At 44.8% G+C, this 15,338-nt stretch carries 20 protein-coding genes; 3 read left to right on the top strand and 17 right to left on the bottom strand.

Annotated elements, in window-relative coordinates; genetic code table 11:
- The first annotated feature begins 105 nt into the window (after positions 1-105).
- A complete protein-coding gene (locus KFE98_16595; protein ID UTW61613.1) occupies positions 106-1,059 on the top strand; it encodes an aldo/keto reductase in 954 nt (317 codons plus the stop codon).
- Positions 1,060-1,144: 85 nt separating this feature from the next.
- On the top strand, positions 1,145-2,140 hold the full coding sequence (locus KFE98_16590) for a type IX secretion system membrane protein PorP/SprF (protein UTW61612.1): 996 nt from the start codon (positions 1,145-1,147) through the stop codon (positions 2,138-2,140).
- A 538-nt stretch (positions 2,141-2,678) separates the two neighbouring features.
- On the opposite strand, the gene moaCB is transcribed toward KFE98_16590, so the two are convergent.
- From moaCB to KFE98_16535, 11 genes are read right to left on the bottom strand one after another with little or no spacing between them, the layout of a single operon-like run.
- A complete protein-coding gene (moaCB, locus tag KFE98_16585) occupies positions 2,679-3,587 on the bottom strand; it encodes a bifunctional molybdenum cofactor biosynthesis protein MoaC/MoaB (protein ID UTW61611.1) in 909 nt (302 codons plus the stop codon).
- Between the two features lie 9 nt (positions 3,588-3,596).
- A complete protein-coding gene (locus KFE98_16580) occupies positions 3,597-4,043 on the bottom strand; it encodes a molybdenum cofactor biosynthesis protein MoaE (protein ID UTW64735.1) in 447 nt (148 codons plus the stop codon).
- A 5-nt stretch (positions 4,044-4,048) separates the two neighbouring features.
- A complete protein-coding gene (locus KFE98_16575; protein ID UTW61610.1) occupies positions 4,049-5,119 on the bottom strand; it encodes a ThiF family adenylyltransferase in 1,071 nt (356 codons plus the stop codon).
- A gap of 2 nt (positions 5,120-5,121) precedes the next feature.
- Complete coding sequence (locus tag KFE98_16570) at positions 5,122-5,358, bottom strand: MoaD/ThiS family protein (protein ID UTW61609.1); 237 nt, start codon at positions 5,356-5,358, stop codon at positions 5,122-5,124.
- A gap of 3 nt (positions 5,359-5,361) precedes the next feature.
- On the bottom strand, positions 5,362-5,703 hold the full coding sequence (locus KFE98_16565) for a LysR family transcriptional regulator (protein UTW61608.1): 342 nt from the start codon (positions 5,701-5,703) through the stop codon (positions 5,362-5,364).
- Between the two features lie 52 nt (positions 5,704-5,755).
- On the bottom strand, positions 5,756-6,721 hold the full coding sequence (locus KFE98_16560) for a pyrroloquinoline quinone biosynthesis protein PqqB (GenBank protein ID UTW61607.1): 966 nt from the start codon (positions 6,719-6,721) through the stop codon (positions 5,756-5,758).
- Complete coding sequence (locus KFE98_16555) at positions 6,706-7,545, bottom strand: ABC transporter ATP-binding protein (protein ID UTW61606.1); 840 nt, start codon at positions 7,543-7,545, stop codon at positions 6,706-6,708. The genes KFE98_16560 and KFE98_16555 overlap by 16 nt, the downstream gene beginning before the upstream one ends.
- Positions 7,538-8,209: a molybdate ABC transporter permease subunit gene (gene modB, locus KFE98_16550; GenBank protein ID UTW61605.1), complete on the bottom strand. Its 672-nt coding sequence runs from the start codon at positions 8,207-8,209 to the stop codon at positions 7,538-7,540. The genes KFE98_16555 and modB overlap by 8 nt, the downstream gene beginning before the upstream one ends.
- Complete coding sequence (gene modA / locus KFE98_16545) at positions 8,209-8,973, bottom strand: molybdate ABC transporter substrate-binding protein (GenBank protein UTW61604.1); 765 nt, start codon at positions 8,971-8,973, stop codon at positions 8,209-8,211. Before modA ends, modB begins: the two co-directional genes overlap by 1 nt.
- 31 nt (positions 8,974-9,004) lie before the next feature.
- A complete protein-coding gene (locus KFE98_16540) occupies positions 9,005-9,322 on the bottom strand; it encodes an antibiotic biosynthesis monooxygenase (GenBank protein ID UTW61603.1) in 318 nt (105 codons plus the stop codon).
- A 45-nt stretch (positions 9,323-9,367) separates the two neighbouring features.
- On the bottom strand, positions 9,368-10,873 hold the full coding sequence (locus tag KFE98_16535) for a hypothetical protein (GenBank protein ID UTW61602.1): 1,506 nt from the start codon (positions 10,871-10,873) through the stop codon (positions 9,368-9,370).
- Positions 10,874-11,037: 164 nt separating this feature from the next.
- Between KFE98_16535 and KFE98_16530 the strand changes: the two genes are divergently transcribed.
- Positions 11,038-11,469, top strand: coding sequence for a hypothetical protein (locus KFE98_16530; protein UTW61601.1), 432 nt, complete (start codon positions 11,038-11,040; stop codon positions 11,467-11,469).
- On the opposite strand, the gene KFE98_16525 is transcribed toward KFE98_16530, so the two are convergent.
- The 6 genes from KFE98_16525 to KFE98_16500 form a co-directional block, all read right to left on the bottom strand.
- Positions 11,466-11,855 carry a group III truncated hemoglobin gene (locus KFE98_16525; protein UTW61600.1) on the bottom strand — a complete coding sequence of 130 codons (390 nt, stop codon included), beginning with the start codon at positions 11,853-11,855 and terminating at the stop codon, positions 11,466-11,468. The two genes, KFE98_16530 and KFE98_16525, sit on opposite strands and share 4 nt — an antisense overlap.
- The gene (locus KFE98_16520; GenBank protein ID UTW61599.1) at positions 11,852-12,574 is read right to left on the bottom strand and encodes an SIMPL domain-containing protein; all 723 of its coding nucleotides are present in this window, start codon (positions 12,572-12,574) and stop codon (positions 11,852-11,854) included. Before KFE98_16520 ends, KFE98_16525 begins: the two co-directional genes overlap by 4 nt.
- 60 nt (positions 12,575-12,634) lie before the next feature.
- Entirely contained in the window at positions 12,635-13,255 is a 621-nt protein-coding gene (locus KFE98_16515; GenBank protein UTW61598.1) for a hypothetical protein, read from the bottom strand.
- 142 nt (positions 13,256-13,397) lie between these two features.
- A complete protein-coding gene (locus tag KFE98_16510; protein UTW61597.1) occupies positions 13,398-13,826 on the bottom strand; it encodes a hypothetical protein in 429 nt (142 codons plus the stop codon).
- A gap of 96 nt (positions 13,827-13,922) precedes the next feature.
- Entirely contained in the window at positions 13,923-14,531 is a 609-nt protein-coding gene (locus KFE98_16505) for a zinc-ribbon domain-containing protein (protein UTW61596.1), read from the bottom strand.
- A gap of 64 nt (positions 14,532-14,595) precedes the next feature.
- On the bottom strand, positions 14,596-15,123 hold the full coding sequence (locus KFE98_16500) for a DinB family protein (protein UTW61595.1): 528 nt from the start codon (positions 15,121-15,123) through the stop codon (positions 14,596-14,598).
- Between the last annotated feature and the right edge of the window lie 215 nt (positions 15,124-15,338).

Here is a 15,338-nt window from a genome sequence, read left to right as displayed (position 1 = left end):
CAAGTGTTCCTTTAAGAGGAAAAAAGCTTCGATTAGCCGTATTGCATTTCTCCACGAATACCGCTAACTTTACGAGAGTAGAACCCAAAAACACACAAACTTTTTATGAAAAAAATGATCTTCCGCGACGGAAATGCCCTTCCAGCCCTAGGACTGGGTACGTGGAAATCGGACCCTGGGGACGTTTATGCGGCGGTAGTTGAAGCCATTAAAGCTGGCTATCGACATATCGATTGCGCCGCGATTTATGGAAATGAAAAAGAAATTGGTGAAGCCCTACGCTACCTGTTCCGAGCGGGATGGGTTAATCGCAAGGACCTTTGGATCACCTCCAAACTCTGGAATGATTCCCACCGACAAAATCAGGTAGAACCAGCCCTTCATAAAACACTAAACGACCTACAACTCGATTACCTGGATCTATACCTGGTGCATTGGCCCGTTGCCCTTCGAGAAAATGTATCCTTCCCTCAAACCGCCTCCGATTTTTATTCCCTGGAGGAAGTACCGCTTACCGAAACCTGGGAAGCTATGCAGGCAGTTCGAGAAAAGGGACTGGCGAAGCACATTGGAGTCTCTAATTTCAGTCAAAAGAAATTGCAGCACCTAATCGATCATTCCGATTTTGTACCAGAAATGAACCAGGTAGAGCTGCACCCTTTCTTGCAACAAAACGCCCTACTCCGCTTTTGCCGGGAACATCAAATTTTAGTCACGGGATATTCACCACTTGGCTCAGGAGATCGCTCTCAAAATATGAAAAAGCCAGATGAGCCCAGGCCCCTACAGCACGAACTGGTATTAGAAATTGCCTCAGAAAACGACTGTTCTCCCGCCCAAGTCCTTATCGCCTGGGCCATACAAAGAGGTACTGCTGTGATACCAAAATCGGTTAATCCCGTAAGAATCAGAGAGAATATCGCTGCGGCCAGTTTACAATTGTCTGATGCCGAAATGGTTTTGATTGATTCGTTAGATGCTCACCACCGTATTATTGATGGTAGTTTTTGGGAAAGACCGGGCAACACCTATTCTATGGCGGAACTGTGGGATGAATAAGTTGTACCGCTTACCCGTTAAAAACACCTTTTACGGGAACTACATGCGATAACAGAGATTACGGAGTTAATGTCAAAAACAAACCATGAAGCACCTTCCTCTTCTGTTAATCAGTCTACTATTCTCCCTCCTCGCTATTGGACAAAACCGGGTGGGCTCTTTCTTCGTTCAAGAATCTCAGGGTAGCTATTTATTCTTTCCCCAATTCTTCAATCCTGCGGCCATGAATGCCTCCGATCTTAAGATCAGCGCTACGGCGGTTAGCGATTTTTCCCATTACAATCAGGGACAGCTTGCTATCGAACTTCCGAGTTACAAATCCAGGTTGGCCTTAGGAATGGGCTATTCGGGAACACTTCACGACTCAAAATCAGGATATGGCAGCTACCTCAGAAAAGAACAGGGCTACCTAAACTTTACCCTCCCGATTAAAATAAAGGATGGGATTCTTAGTATTGGGGCCCGGCCGTTTTATGCCTACTACGAAGAGGGCTTCAACTTGTACGAACCTCACCTCATTTCTCCTCATTCAGACATCTTCTATCCTCAGGACTATATTGAGGAGGAAATCAATATGGATTTGGGAATTTACTGGAAAACGGAAAACGCCTTTGTTGGTGCATCCCTCTCCAGGATTTTTGACAATGAAAGAAGCAAGGAGTTGCAGGCAGCAGGACATAGAGCTTACCTGGAACAACGAAACCTGTACATTACTACCGGATTCTTTGCGTCCACCTTCAATGGAAAATGGAAACCTGGAGCCAGTTTAATGTTCAGCAGTCGAGGTGGAAGTTCTAATTATACCCTGCATTTTAATAACCGACTTTTTGATCATTTTCTTATCGGAATTGGTGGAGGTGCGAGCTTGGATGATTATTTCTACGATCCTATATCAAGAGACCTGTGGTTGACAGGTTATCTGGGCTATGAGGGCGATCGCATTCAGGTGTTGCTCAACGGTGATTATGAACCCAACAAGCCATACTACCATGACGAGTTTTACCTACTTACCAGCCTTCAACTATCCTATCGTTTTCTAAAAACAGTTTCTAAAAAAGCGGTGACCTTAGCCAAGAATTAAGACAAAAAAAAGTCCGCCGAAGCGGACTCTTTTTTTCGACATTTATTTGACTAAATGACGCACATTTCAACCTTGATCCAATCGAATCGGCGAACCGTTTCAGATTGTCCCCTCCACTTTCAGACTTCCTGCCCGTAGGCCGCAAATTGATTTGAACTCCGGAAAAAGTTCGCTTCAAACTGCTATCCCCGTAAGGAACGGTTGTCCTTCTGTTAGTTACCTTCGTTATGAGGGTTTTGCAACCTTCATTTCTTGGATAACCACAGGCATCATCATCATTAGAATTTTTTCAGCTCCTAACTATCCCATCAATGCTTTTTGAAACCGAAGTTTTTTCAACGTTGAGTATCCGAAGAAACTCTCTGTCTTTCAGCGCTTAATGGTTGCTGATTTTTGCCGGAAGGTAGTTCAAAGAACGATGTTTGATTGAATTGCTTACTCAAATATAGGAAAACTTGTATCCGAGATTAAAAAACAAGCTAAGTACTTATTAACCAAGCATCAACATCAGTTATCAACAATTGTTTATAACCTAAACTTAGTGTTTCCCTCCTCCCATGATGTGAAAACTGTGCAACAAGGCAGGGAAAAGAGCATCCATAGACTCCTTCGCTCCATTGGTAGAACCCGGTAAAGTGAGCACCATACAGTTTCCTTTTAAACCAGCGATTCCTCGGGACAACATGGAATAAGGCATTCGATTTTGCCCGTAATTTCGAGCGGTCTCCATAATTCCCGGAATCTCCTGATCCAACAAAGGCTTTACGGCTTCAGGTGTATTATCTCTTGGAGACAAACCGGTGCCTCCCGTAAAAATCAGTAAATCTGCCTTTTCATACCAGTGATTTACCTGGCTTTGAATTTGATCGAATTCATCAGGAATTACCTCGTAGTGGTCTACCTGGACATTCGCAGCTTCCAATTTTTGGCAAATCACCTTCCCCGCTTTGTCTTCCTTCTGCCCTGCAGAAATGCTATCCGAGCAGACAATTACGGCAGCCTTAAGCTCACCTTCCTGGAATCGGTTTTTGTAATCCGTTTTTCCTCCTTTTTTCCGAAGCAAACGAATGTTCTGAATCTCTACTCCTTTATCCAAAGGCTTGAGCATATCATACATGGTTAAGGCTACTACAGACGCTCCGTGCATGGCTTCTACTTCCACACCCGTTTTGTAAATGGTTTTTACCTCCATTTCAATCCGAATGGAAAGATCCTGAATCTCATATCGAATTCCCGTATACTCAACGGGTAAGGGATGGCAATCGGGCAACATTTCCCAGGTACGTTTCACAGCCAAAAGCCCAGCGGCCTTGGCCATTTCAAAAACATCTCCTTTAGGCACTTGTCTATTCTCAATGGCTGCAATGGTTGCAGGATCACTCACTTTTACCGTAGCCTCAGCCACGGCCTGCCTCAGTGTATTGTTCTTATGTGTAATATCAACCATGTAAATCGATTAGGGGCGGTTAACCTTCCATTGGTGACTCTCATCTTCGAATATTTCCTTTCCGAAAATGGGTGCCTTGGCCTTGATTTCTTCTACCAGATACTGGCAGGCTTCTGTACAATCGCCACGGTGAGCTGAAGAGGTAAAAACGAAGAGACAAATTTCACCCACAGGCACCTGACCTAAACTATGGTAGATATGCATACAACTGAGGTCGAATTTTTCGAAAGCACTTTCCCGAATATCGTGTACTTCTTTTTCAGCCATTTCCTCGTAAGCGGTATACTCAATAGACTGCACGGTTTTTCCATCTATTTCATCAGCTCTTACCTGACCTAAGAAGATGCTATGTGCACCAATTCCTGTTTTGCTCTGATGCTTGGCAATGGAATCGGCAATAAAAGAAGCGGGGATTGCTCCTTCTTTGAATATTTTCTTGATTTTCTTCGGTTTCACTTCCATTATACGGTGATTTCTTTCAATAAATTGGATTCTGGAGAAAGTCCTTGAACTCCTCCTTTCAATGAGCTGCCTGTTTTAAGAGGGTGATCTGAAGTCCAGGCCTGCAAGGCTAAACGACTTCTTACTCCACTTTGGCAGACAAATACAATATGATTTTTGGTATTTAGAATAGTCTTTTCGGAATCCCATTGAGACCAGGAAACCTGTAAGTCGGATGGAAATGGAAAAGCAATCCTCTCCTCCTCTTCTCTTACATCGCAAAGAAGCCAACCTTGCTGGTGCTTTTCTATAGCCCCTTGGGCATCGCATTCAACAATCTCTGCATGTTCGGATGGCTTTTGGCTGTAGTCCTGAATTTGCCGGGTTAAATCCCAGGTTTGGGTCTGACCAGTCCGGCTATCCCATACCCATAGTTTTCCTGAAAGCGTTGACGCATAACCCAAAATCAGCTTAATTACTTCATGAGCTTGTTGCATACCAACCATCCCGGGCACCAAACCCAACACACCGGTTACAGCGCAGTTGGCTTCTCTCCCACTTGGAGGTTCAGGAAACAAAGACCGGTAGTCAAAACCAGGCTCTTGGTGGAATACAGATACCTGCCCTTCAAAACCAGATACTCCACCGTAAACCAGGGGTTTCTGATAATATCCACACCAATCGTTGATCAAATAACGGGAAGCATAGTTATCAGTTCCATCAATAACTACATCATAGGATTGAATGATGTCTTCTGCACTCTGAGCGGTGACTCCTTGCTCATAAACCTCGTAAATCAAGGTTGGATTTAATTCCCGCAATCGATTTGCTGCCGCAGAGGCTTTGTTTCTTCCTAAGTCTGAATGTCCGAATAATACCTGGCGATGAAGGTTATGCTCTTCCACTTGATCAAAATCGGCTAATCCGATTCGACCAATTCCTGCTCCAGCCAGGTACTGGGCGGCTGGACATCCTAAGCCACCAACACCAATAATGAGCACCGAAGCCTCACTAAGCTTCTTCTGTCCGGCATCCCCTATTTCAGGCAGAGCTATTTGCCGGCTATATCGATATGCAGATTTTTTTTCCATCCCTATCCACCGGCAAATGGTGGTAACAAGGCAATTTCATCACCTACTTTCAATAGGGCCTGCTCATCTACCATTCCAGCGTTACGAGCTACCCGATACGTCAATTGTTGCAAATCTGGATAGGTTCTTTCCAACTCTTCTACGAGCACCTTTACAGTTTGCCCGTTTTCCAGGTTCCATTCCTGTTCCTGAGTTCCGCAAGCTTCTGCGGTTTGGCCAAAAAAACGAATTCTAACCATGGCTTATGTTTTCCAATCGAAGCTGGATAATTCCTCTTCGAAATAGGTTCTAATTTTTTCCTGTAGTTTTTTATACTCGTCCAATACTCTTCTACCGTCATCGGTCAATTGAGTCCCGCCTCCGCCAGCACCACCACTTACCCTTACCACAAGTGGATTGGGAGCCTGAGCATTCATGCTGTCAATCAGCTTCCAGGCTTTGCGGTAAGACATTTTCATGGATTGCGCGGCTTTGTTGATGGAGCCTGTTTCGGCAATGGCTTCGAGCAAGGTAATTCGTCCTTGACCCAAAAAAGTTCCTTCTTCACCAGAAATCCAAAAACGGTAATGTATGGGGTATTGCACCTAACAAATTTAGCGTTATATCCAATACAACATAACGCTTTTGAGGAAAGATTTAAAGTGTAATTTCCTGGCCCAAATAAGCCACGCTATAGCCCGCTTTCTGCACTTGATCGAACTCCTGACTGCTCTTGTTCCACAGCGGATTGGTGTGATTTAAATGAATGAATACCACCTTGCTTTTCTGCAGGCTATCCAATCCTTTGAGGTAGGCCATACTCTCTTCTACGGATGGATGGGGTATTTCGGCCATATCCCTTCCGGGCAATTCTTTACCGGAGAAAAAAGTTCCATCGATGAGCACCCAATCATGCTTTTTAACCTCCTCCTTTAAGTCCCGCCCCCATTTACTCCACTTATCGATGTCTGGAATAAAAAGCAGGGATTTATGAGGTCCTTGAATTTTGAATCCAACGGTTTCTGAAAACTCGTCGCGGTGAGGAACTAAAACAGGTTGTACTGAAATCTCGGCAGACAACTGAAGCAGGGAATCAGCTTTCATGAGTCTCAATTCAATATTATTCAAGTCCACCAATTGACTCCAGGGACCATTGGTTCTGATGAATTCAGCCATACGGGGCATGGTGTAAACCGGAATTTCTTGAGCACCATAAACCTCTCTGCCCAAATGCATAAGTCCGGTATAGTGGCCAATATGGGCATGGGTAAGAAAGATGCCTGCTGGAAGCTGAATCTTGGGCTGACCAAGCCATGGGCTCATCTGACTCATTTGAGCGGGAAAATCGGGCGAAGCTTCAAACATCCAGTATTTGCCTTTGCCATCGCGTAATCCCAAGGAAGTAACGCGGCGAGGCGGATGACCACCAACCCAGAGCTCACGGCAACATTCTTTATAACAACCCGCTTGAGGTGATCCGGCATCCTGAGCAGTTCCTAAAACCAGAATAGAGGGCCCTACGTCCACTCTCTTTGGCTGAATCGGTGCCTGTTCAGCCTCCTGACAAGCCATGGCCAAAAAAATCAAACCACACGCCATCCAAAGGCCTAAACGATGTACCATCCCGATGCATTTTTTCCAAACTGAACCCGATCTCCTGGCTGATAACCCAACTGCCGATTTACCGGAATGCGAAGGCGATTTTCTCCAATTTCGATTTCATACTCCAGGCCCTCTTTTCGATCGTGAACGCCCTTCACTACAGCCCAGAGGTGAGCCTGACCATTCTCCCTTTCTAAATGCAAAGGACTGGCCGAACGCGATATTTTACCTTCCTCCATCAACCATACTTCATCCGCCATCTTCAAAGCCTCTTCCCAATGGTGAGTAACCCAAAATGTGGTCAATCCTTTTTCCTGGTGAAAGCGAAGAATTAAATCCATCAACTTGCCGCGCATTTCAGGATTTAGGGCAGACAAAGGCTCATCAAGCAGCAGCAATTGTGGCTGTCGAATCAAGGCTCGAGCCAGGGCTACGCGTTGTTTTTGACCTCCTGAAAGCTGACCTGGCTTTCGTTGCGCATGACGTTGAATTTCAAGGGCATTCATCCATTCATCCACCGAATCTGAGTCCATGCCTTTGTCCAGGGCAAATCGAATGTTTTGCTCCACCGTTAAATGCGGAAAGAGAGCATAGTCCTGAAACAAGAGTCCTACCGATCTTTTTTGCGGCGGTAAGAACACTCCCTGATCGCCGCTGTACCAGGATTGACCATTAACCGTGAGACTTCCCTGATCTGGTTTCATCAATCCAGCCAGCATTCTAAGCAGTGAGGTTTTACCCACACCAGATGCCCCATAAATGACAATAAACTTTCCGGTTTCTACCTCTGCTTGCAGATCAACTGGCCAGGGGTGCAGCTTTTTATGGAGGTTTAGCTTAATCATGCTGTTCCCTCCTTCTCCACCGGTGATTTATGGCGTAAGTGATAAAAAGAATTACAAAGGTTATAAGCAGTAGGGCCAGTGAATAACCATGTGCCGCCTCGTAATTGAGCGCTTCTACCTGATCGTAAATGGCAATGGAAGCAACACGGGTTTCTCCCGGGAGGTTTCCGCCAATCATAAGTACCACACCAAATTCCCCCAAGGTATGCGCAAAGGAGAGCACCAGCCCTGTGAGTAATGCGGGTTTGCAATTGGGCAAGAGCACTCGAATCAAGGTTTGCCATTTGGATTTGCCTAACACATAGGAAGCCTCAGAAAGTTCCCGTGGTAAGTTTGCCAATCCGGCTTGCACAGGCTGAACCATAAAAGGTAGGCTATAAATAATCGAGGCCAATACCAATCCTTCAAAAGAAAACACAAAGGATACACCTACCCATTCCTGCAGCCAACCTCCTATACCATGAGCAGGGCTAAAAACCAGAAGCAGGTAAAAACCCAAAACGGTGGGAGGAAGAACCAAAGGCAGGCTCACCAAAGACTCGAAAGCCGGTTTCCACCTCGACTTACTCTCAGATAACCACCAGGCAATGGGTATGCCGATGACTAAAAGCAGCAGAGAGGTAACAGCAGCAAGCTTAAAAGACAACCAAAGGGGTTCTGCCATTAATCGGGAATTGTATATCCATATTTCTTCAGCAAAGGCTGAACTTCTTCTGAAAACAGGAAATTATAGAATTTGTCCACATCCTCCTTATCTCCCGGGTGGTTTTTCAACCGCACGACGAATTGATTTATGGGAGTATGGAGAGAATCATCGATCAGTTGATACCATCCTTCCTGGCCTTGGATCAAAGAATAGGCGATCAAACCCGCTTCTACATTTCCACTTGTCACAAATTGTGCGGCCTGGGCCACATTTTCGCCCATCACAACGTGACTCCCTTCCAGTAAATCCGGGCGAAGTTTTAGGAGAACTTCCCGGGCCGCACGGCCGTATGGAGCCGTTTCCGGATTAGCGATGGCGAGCCTTTTTATTTGAGGATGATTTAACCCCTGTTTTTCCCAATTCCACTCCTGGCGCAAAGACCAAAGCGCCAATCTCCCTTGAGCATAAATTTGTGGATTTCCTGCTGTATACCCCGACTTTTCCAACTGAGATGGGTAGTGTTTGTCAGCCGAAAGGAATAGGTCATAAGGGGCTCCATTTTGAATTTGGGCAAACAATTTCCCAGAGGAGGCAGTTATCAATTCACATGGAATTCCGTATTTCTTTTCAAACCGGGCTTCTACTTCTTCTAAAACCATTCGGGTATTGGAAGAGGCAGCTACCACTACCCCTTTAGGCGTTGACGGCTGACAGGAAAGGGCAAGACCTACCCATGAAAAAAGAAAAAAACATCGACACAGCCCTTTCCAAATCGTTTTCACCTTATCGCTATTAAAATCCGGATTCAACGGTTTATTTAGAGAACGGTTTTGTTTGAAGAAGGTCACTCACTGGATTTAATTCATGCAAGGTTTCTATTTTCAGACAGGACTCCTTCATGGCCTTTCTGTACTTCTCTGCCTCTGCTGGCATATTGGCCCCAGCTTCCTTCCATCCCTCTCGACTGGGCCATTGCGCATAAGCCAGGTATCGATTACCCGTTTCGTGGTGTAAACGAGATCCTAAACTTCCCTCATGCCGGTAGATTAAGTCCGTTAGCCCTGACCAGGCATCAATTAGTTTCTGGTCATTGCCAGGTTTAACTTCAAAGGAATAGATCACAGCAAACATATCCAGGGATTTGCCCAAATGTAGTTATTCAGGCCATTTGACCGGCTACAGAAGCAATTTTTGAATCTCCTCTTCCTCTTTCCCTCTCACATCGTAAAAATCCAGGACCAGGGTTACTTCTTCATTTGGCCCCGCATCCATTAAACGCTCTCCATTGCGAGGGATGGCTAATTGTTGGTCAGCAGTAATGACCACCACTCGAGCATCCATACCCGAATAGAGCGTGATCGTATTTACCCAATTATGAGCCAGGTTACTTAGCACAGCATTTCTCCCCTTATCCAAAAGGTAATACTTCATTCCCTTCATATCCAAGCCCTCAGCACTTTCAAATCGAACCATTACCTCCCGTTTTTGCGCACCAGGTCTGTAAAAACGATCGCAATTGAAAACTCCAAAGTTCCCTACTTGAAAAGCTCTGGTGATGCCATATTCTGCTGGATTTTCTTCTCGCCACTTTCTTTGCTCTTCCGCTCTGGCTAAGGAATCTCTTATTCGTTCCTGAGCCCATCGCGCTGAATCGGCTTGCCACTTATTGGCTGCTTTGATGGAATCCAATCGGAATTGGCGCTGTCTTTCTTCGGCCAATTTTTCTTGACGGACTTTTTCTCTTTTGTAGGAGGCAAATTTCTTTTTGTACTCTTTCATGGCCAGGTCGTAGTCCTCCCCTTCATAAACAGGCTCCACTCGATAGCGTCTTTCCTCGGCTTCTCCCATGCGGTTGTAGCCCATGAAATGGATCTGATATTGGCCCTCAACATTGGTATTTTCCAAATCGGCGGAGAACCAGGTCACATTGGTGTCCTGGTTGTTTTGTTTTCCTTCGAGCACTTTAAACTCCACGCCGTTGTAGACACTTAATTCCGGGAAAATGGTCAAGTCTTCAATCTGCAATTGAATGACCCAATATCCGGCCGCATCCTTTTTGCTCAATGGTTTTGCGGGCTCTACAATGGGCGCTTCATCCACTTTTTCCACCAGGGTTTGGTAGGATCCGTAATTGGGCTCATACGTAGTTTCCTGCAAGGAATCTAAGATAGACTCGGGTTCCATCACCGAGTCCTTTCCAATATCGGTCCATTCACCCGTGGATTCGTTTAAGGAATACAGGTTGTAATCTCGGTCAGCCCTACTGGATTGAAGTCCAATTTCCACTTGCTTTCCGGGAGCAAATTGAATTCCATTCATTCCCTTGAACTCACACATCCCTGCCGATTCAAAGGGTTGTCCTTTGTAAATCATAGGAATTCCAGACAGAAAGACATCGGAGGCCTGGTTAAATTCCCGAAAGGACAATTGAACCCTTCCTTCGGTAATTAATTGACCATTGGAATCTTGGAAACTGTGGGCAGGAACCTTGACGTAACTTCCTGTTGGCAATTCGAGTGTTGTATCGCGGTCAGCTGGAACCTCCCAATGAGTAAATGGGATAACGTCTCCCAAGGGCGGGTTAATGGCTGGGACCATTTCGGCGGTGGATCGGTTAGTTGAAGGCGTTTCGCAGGCGGTAAAAATGGATAGAAACAATAATCCAAAAAGTATCTTTTTCATGGTTCAATGATGTTGTTTCCCCTTTATACCCGCCGTTATAAAAAGGTAAACCGCTGAAAAAATTTTTTTTGAATTTGTCGATAAAAGAGGAAACTCAAACTATGGGAGAAGGGAAGGCAAAATCTCAAATAATTGTATCTTACTGTTCTTAAATCATTTATCACATGACTACTTCTCAAAAAATCCCGCTCTGGTATTGGATTGTTTCCACCCTTGCCCTTCTTTGGAATTTGAGTGGCGCTGTTATTTACATTATGCAGGCCTACAATCCTGAAATGATGATGGCCGATATGACTGAAGTGGAACGTGAATTGATGGCCAATACCCCGGCTTGGGTAACGGCTGCGTTTGCGACAGCCGTATTCAGTGGTTCAGCGGCCTGTGTTGGCCTTTTGCTTAGAAGAAAATGGGCAGGACCTTTGTTCTGGTTATCTTGGGCAGGAGCAGCAGCCCAATTTTCCTACAACTTTCTAATTATTGATTTAATGACCGTCAGTGGTCCTGGTACGATCATCATGCCCATCGTTGTGCTGGCCATTGGATTAGGCCTAATAGCCTTAGCCAGAATGGCTAAAAGTCGGGAGTGGGCTCGTTAGCCAACCATGCCCTTTTCAAATTGATAGATCTTGGCCTGAATAACCGTGGCAATAGACTGCGCTCTAACTAAGGCTAAATCGGCTTTGGGTCCTGAAAATAACTCCTTAAGGGTTTGATCAAACAGAACCAACCATTGATCAAAATGCTCTTTTTTCAAGGCCTCTTTTACGTGCAAGTCCAGGTGTGCCTTCATCGGATTTCCCCGGTAATTCTGACTATCGAGTAAAACCGACTCCCAGAAATCGTACATTTTGGGGATGTGTAGTTCCCAATTCAAAGGAACCACCTCGTTAAACAAATACCCGATAACCGGGTCTTTAATTACTTTTTGATAGAAAGTATCAACCAACAACTCAATATCTTCTCTCTTCTCTATGTCTTTCATTTCCGCTCTGATATAGCAAACTTGATATAAACTTCACTGGTCAGTTTGATGGATTTGAACTCCAAATTTGGCAGACTTCCGTAATCGTCTCCCCCACCTCCGTCGCTTGTTTCCATCATAACATTGGCCAAGGTGTTGTAACGAGCTCCGCGTTGCCCGAAATAATTGTGGTCTTCACGCACTTCCAAAGCCTGACCGGTTTCTTCTCCAATGGCCTCCAGCATATAATCCGCTTTCTCCTTGGCCGCCTTCATGGCCATAATGCGAATATCCTTTCTGTATTGGGCCATTTCGCTGTGATCCACTCGTTCAATACCAGCCTGATTGATATCCAGATCATCACAAACCTTAAACACCAAACCTACTTCATTGGCCGTGGTGACCAGCAGTCGGTAGTTCTTTTGGGCGACCACATCCTTTTTGCGACGTCTTATGGCCTGGTAACTTGTGCTTGCATCCGCTAATACCAATTTGGACAAATCTATACCCGCATCGCTAAGCGCTTTCCTCAATTCCTTTTCGAGTTGATTTATATCCACTTTTTCCTTGGACTCAGGCTTTTCACGTAAATGGATGTACAGATAGATACGATCTGGGGTTACTTCCAACTCACTCTTACCACGTACTTCAATAAAGGGTTCTGTTTTCTGTTCCTGGCTGAATGAAGTCGCACTAAAGAGAATCAGAAACAGCAGTGGAATCAGGGCTAATTTTTTCATCGGGTCTATTGTTTGGTGCTGGTGCACTTTTTCTAAAATCTTTCATTTGATGGATGGTATCTAATGTGGTAATGGTCCCCATATTCTCACCCAAGGCATTAAACTCTTCCTTTTCATACCGTACACTCCCCCATCACTCATAACCAGAAAAACCTCCTCACCGGTGGAAGGCTGGTATACAATTAGGCTGTTGTCGGGATAAAAACGGTTAACTTCAATGGAGTCTTCCAGGATGAAGACATCGGTAATATCCACCCACATGGAATAGCGCAGAGTATACATCCTTTTGGCGCTATTCCAGTTTCCTGGAGTAAAACTCATCATTCGGCTATGCAGGGTGTCAATATGCTGCTTAAATCGATCTCTGCGCAGCGGAATGGCTTTGGAAATCACTCCTAAGCTATCAGCCAACTCCTTGACTTTAAATTTTCGAATCTGATCTCCTTCTTTTTCCCAAATCCAGTCTTGACTCCGGTGCAATGATTTGTAGTGAAATTGGTCACAAATCAGTTCGGCTTCAAAAGAAGTATCGGTTCGCGATTTCATAACGCCAAAACAATTGGACTTAGCCAGGTAAAATCGATCTGGAATAGGGACATCCTGCGGTTGGTTGCATCCCGATAGAAAAAAGAGAACGAGTCCAACTAAGGCCCATCCTGTCTGACGGAATTGCTTGTGCATGATTCGGTAATTTGAAACTAAATTATAAAGACTTTTCACTGGATCACCATGCGGTTGATAACTCTTAACAACCTTATCCAAAAGGCACAAAAAAAGCCCCAATCCAGTGGAAAGGGGCTTCGGAATCTAAATTCTCTCTGACTTAGTAAACCCGATAGGTATGTTCGCGGCAATCACACTCGTCGCGCAGGGTTAAAGTCGTTTCTTCTATAAAGTACGTTTGCTTTACTGTTCCTTGTTCGTAGTAAATGGTGTTGGAAGCTTGATGTTCCATATCCATAAGATTGCCCACACGGTCACCGTTAGTAGGACGGGTGGTGTAAGGCATTTCTTCCATTACTACTCCATCTACGTAGCGGGTGTAAGTTCCATTGGAATATTCAAGAAGAGTTGTGTGGCCATTTTCAGGAGTGTTGCGGGTGCCATCCGAATTGGTTGACATGACCCATTCCCATTGCTGACCTTCCAAGGCATGACCTTGCGCAACAGCTTCATCTTCAGGACAGTGTGCTTCTTCTGGAATACAGCTGGTAAACAAAAGAGCAGTTAAGGCAAACAGTAGATATTTCATGGTTTAGGTGTTTTGTAAGCTTAATAAGCGGGATAAAGATACGATTGTTTTCTTTAAATCTCTGATTAAATTAAGGTTACCCCAAAAAAAACAGCCCTATTCGTCTCGATCTATGTCGAAAATAGTTCCGTCTTGAAAGAGGTCTTTTACATCTTGACGAGATACGCCATAGGTAGTTTCCGGGTAATACTCGGGCTTGTCGATTTTGCGCAATTGAGAGCGTTTATCGACCTGCATCGTATTTTCAAAAACATAAACACTATCTGAGTCTACCCGATCTACAAGAAGGGTGGAATACATGCCATCACCTGACTTGTAATCATACTTGTCCCCTGCCATGGGTTCTTCGATGTATCGCTTGTTGTTTTCACTATTTACTTGACCGGTGTAGAAAATCACTCCCGCTAAAACAGCAATGACGGCCAATCCGGAAAAAAACCAAATAGGTGTTTTCGTCGATGAGCTCAAGGCATCAGCCGCCTGCCTCATTTCGGCAGTCATTTCTTTTTTGTCATAGGCCGCTTGGCAATGGCTACATTCTGCCACAGCAGGCCTTCCAACTGGAAACAAGGGAATCCAGAAGATATGTGCATAGCGTCCAAATACATGAATGCGAGTGCTTCCTTCAGTTTGACAATTGGGGCAAATTAGTTTTTCAGGGGTATCCGAAGATAGGGCAGCTGATCGTGATCCGTAAATTATCATTGGTTTAGATTTTGAGCGAATATAAACCTTTCACCCAAATGGAAACTAAACCCTAACGACCTAACTATCGGGTTAATAAAGGCATGTACATAGCCCAGGGCCCCACTTCGTCTTTGTATTGCTTGGCCATAACCCGGCCAATTTGAGCGATGTGAGAAAGGTCATGTACTACCCAACTGGCCAGCAATTGCCTTAGGGTAACTTCACCTAATTCAGGATGAACCGCTTTAAGTTCCAACTCTCTATCCGTCAATTGCCAGGATTTTAAGGTTTCGAGATTTCGGGCACGCCACTCGGCAAATTCTTCCAATAACTCGTCCATGGTTTTTCCCCGGCTCATCTCAAGTTGGGCAAAACGATCGAAGGGAATGAAAGTTTGTACCTCATCAGGGCTATCCAAGATCAACTTGGCTCTTGGCAGCCAATCGGTTATTTCTCCGTGAAGTAAATGGCCAACAACGTAATAGGGGCTCCAACTCTCCCCTCCCTCATTTTCAAATATCCAGGCTTCATCCAGGTTTTTAAGCCAGTCGTTTAGAAGAATCGGTGTGCGTTCTAATATGGGTATACCAGATTGCAATTCGAATGTCATCTCTGTTTGATTTTCTGTATTGGGCGCAATGTCGGCAATATCTTTTTAGCAACCAAGATTGATTTTGACATTGTTAAAAAAACGACCTTTTTGTGAATCGGGAACTGGGTGTAAGGGTCATGAAATCAGCTTCCACACCAATACAAGCAAATGGCAAAAAGTGCGACCACAGCAGTCAAGATTAGTACGGTTAGAAGACGTTTGTTCATGGTTAC

Source organism: bacterium SCSIO 12741, assembly GCA_024398055.1.
Classification (GTDB): Bacteria; Bacteroidota; Bacteroidia; order Flavobacteriales_G; family Salibacteraceae; genus SCSIO-12741.
The sequence above is the reverse complement of the archived record's forward strand: the minus strand, read 5'-3'. Positions and strand labels throughout refer to the sequence as shown.

Coding starts and splice junctions, on each gene's coding strand:
- KFE98_16595 (UTW61613.1), top strand. CDS start 106: ATGAAAAAAATGATCTTCCGCGACGGAAATGCCCTTCCAGCCCTAGGA.
- KFE98_16590 (UTW61612.1), top strand. CDS start 1,145: ATGAAGCACCTTCCTCTTCTGTTAATCAGTCTACTATTCTCCCTCCTC.
- moaCB (UTW61611.1), bottom strand. CDS start 3,587: ATGGTTGATATTACACATAAGAACAATACACTGAGGCAGGCCGTGGCT.
- KFE98_16575 (UTW61610.1), bottom strand. CDS start 5,119: ATGGAAAAAAAATCTGCATATCGATATAGCCGGCAAATAGCTCTGCCT.
- KFE98_16570 (UTW61609.1), bottom strand. CDS start 5,358: ATGGTTAGAATTCGTTTTTTTGGCCAAACCGCAGAAGCTTGCGGAACT.
- KFE98_16560 (UTW61607.1), bottom strand. CDS start 6,721: ATGGTACATCGTTTAGGCCTTTGGATGGCGTGTGGTTTGATTTTTTTG.
- KFE98_16555 (UTW61606.1), bottom strand. CDS start 7,545: ATGATTAAGCTAAACCTCCATAAAAAGCTGCACCCCTGGCCAGTTGAT.
- modB (UTW61605.1), bottom strand. CDS start 8,209: ATGGCAGAACCCCTTTGGTTGTCTTTTAAGCTTGCTGCTGTTACCTCT.
- KFE98_16540 (UTW61603.1), bottom strand. CDS start 9,322: ATGTTTGCTGTGATCTATTCCTTTGAAGTTAAACCTGGCAATGACCAG.
- KFE98_16535 (UTW61602.1), bottom strand. CDS start 10,873: ATGAAAAAGATACTTTTTGGATTATTGTTTCTATCCATTTTTACCGCC.
- KFE98_16530 (UTW61601.1), top strand. CDS start 11,038: ATGACTACTTCTCAAAAAATCCCGCTCTGGTATTGGATTGTTTCCACC.
- KFE98_16525 (UTW61600.1), bottom strand. CDS start 11,855: ATGAAAGACATAGAGAAGAGAGAAGATATTGAGTTGTTGGTTGATACT.
- KFE98_16520 (UTW61599.1), bottom strand. CDS start 12,574: ATGAAAAAATTAGCCCTGATTCCACTGCTGTTTCTGATTCTCTTTAGT.
- KFE98_16515 (UTW61598.1), bottom strand. CDS start 13,255: ATGCACAAGCAATTCCGTCAGACAGGATGGGCCTTAGTTGGACTCGTT.
- KFE98_16510 (UTW61597.1), bottom strand. CDS start 13,826: ATGAAATATCTACTGTTTGCCTTAACTGCTCTTTTGTTTACCAGCTGT.
- KFE98_16505 (UTW61596.1), bottom strand. CDS start 14,531: ATGATAATTTACGGATCACGATCAGCTGCCCTATCTTCGGATACCCCT.
- KFE98_16500 (UTW61595.1), bottom strand. CDS start 15,123: ATGACATTCGAATTGCAATCTGGTATACCCATATTAGAACGCACACCG.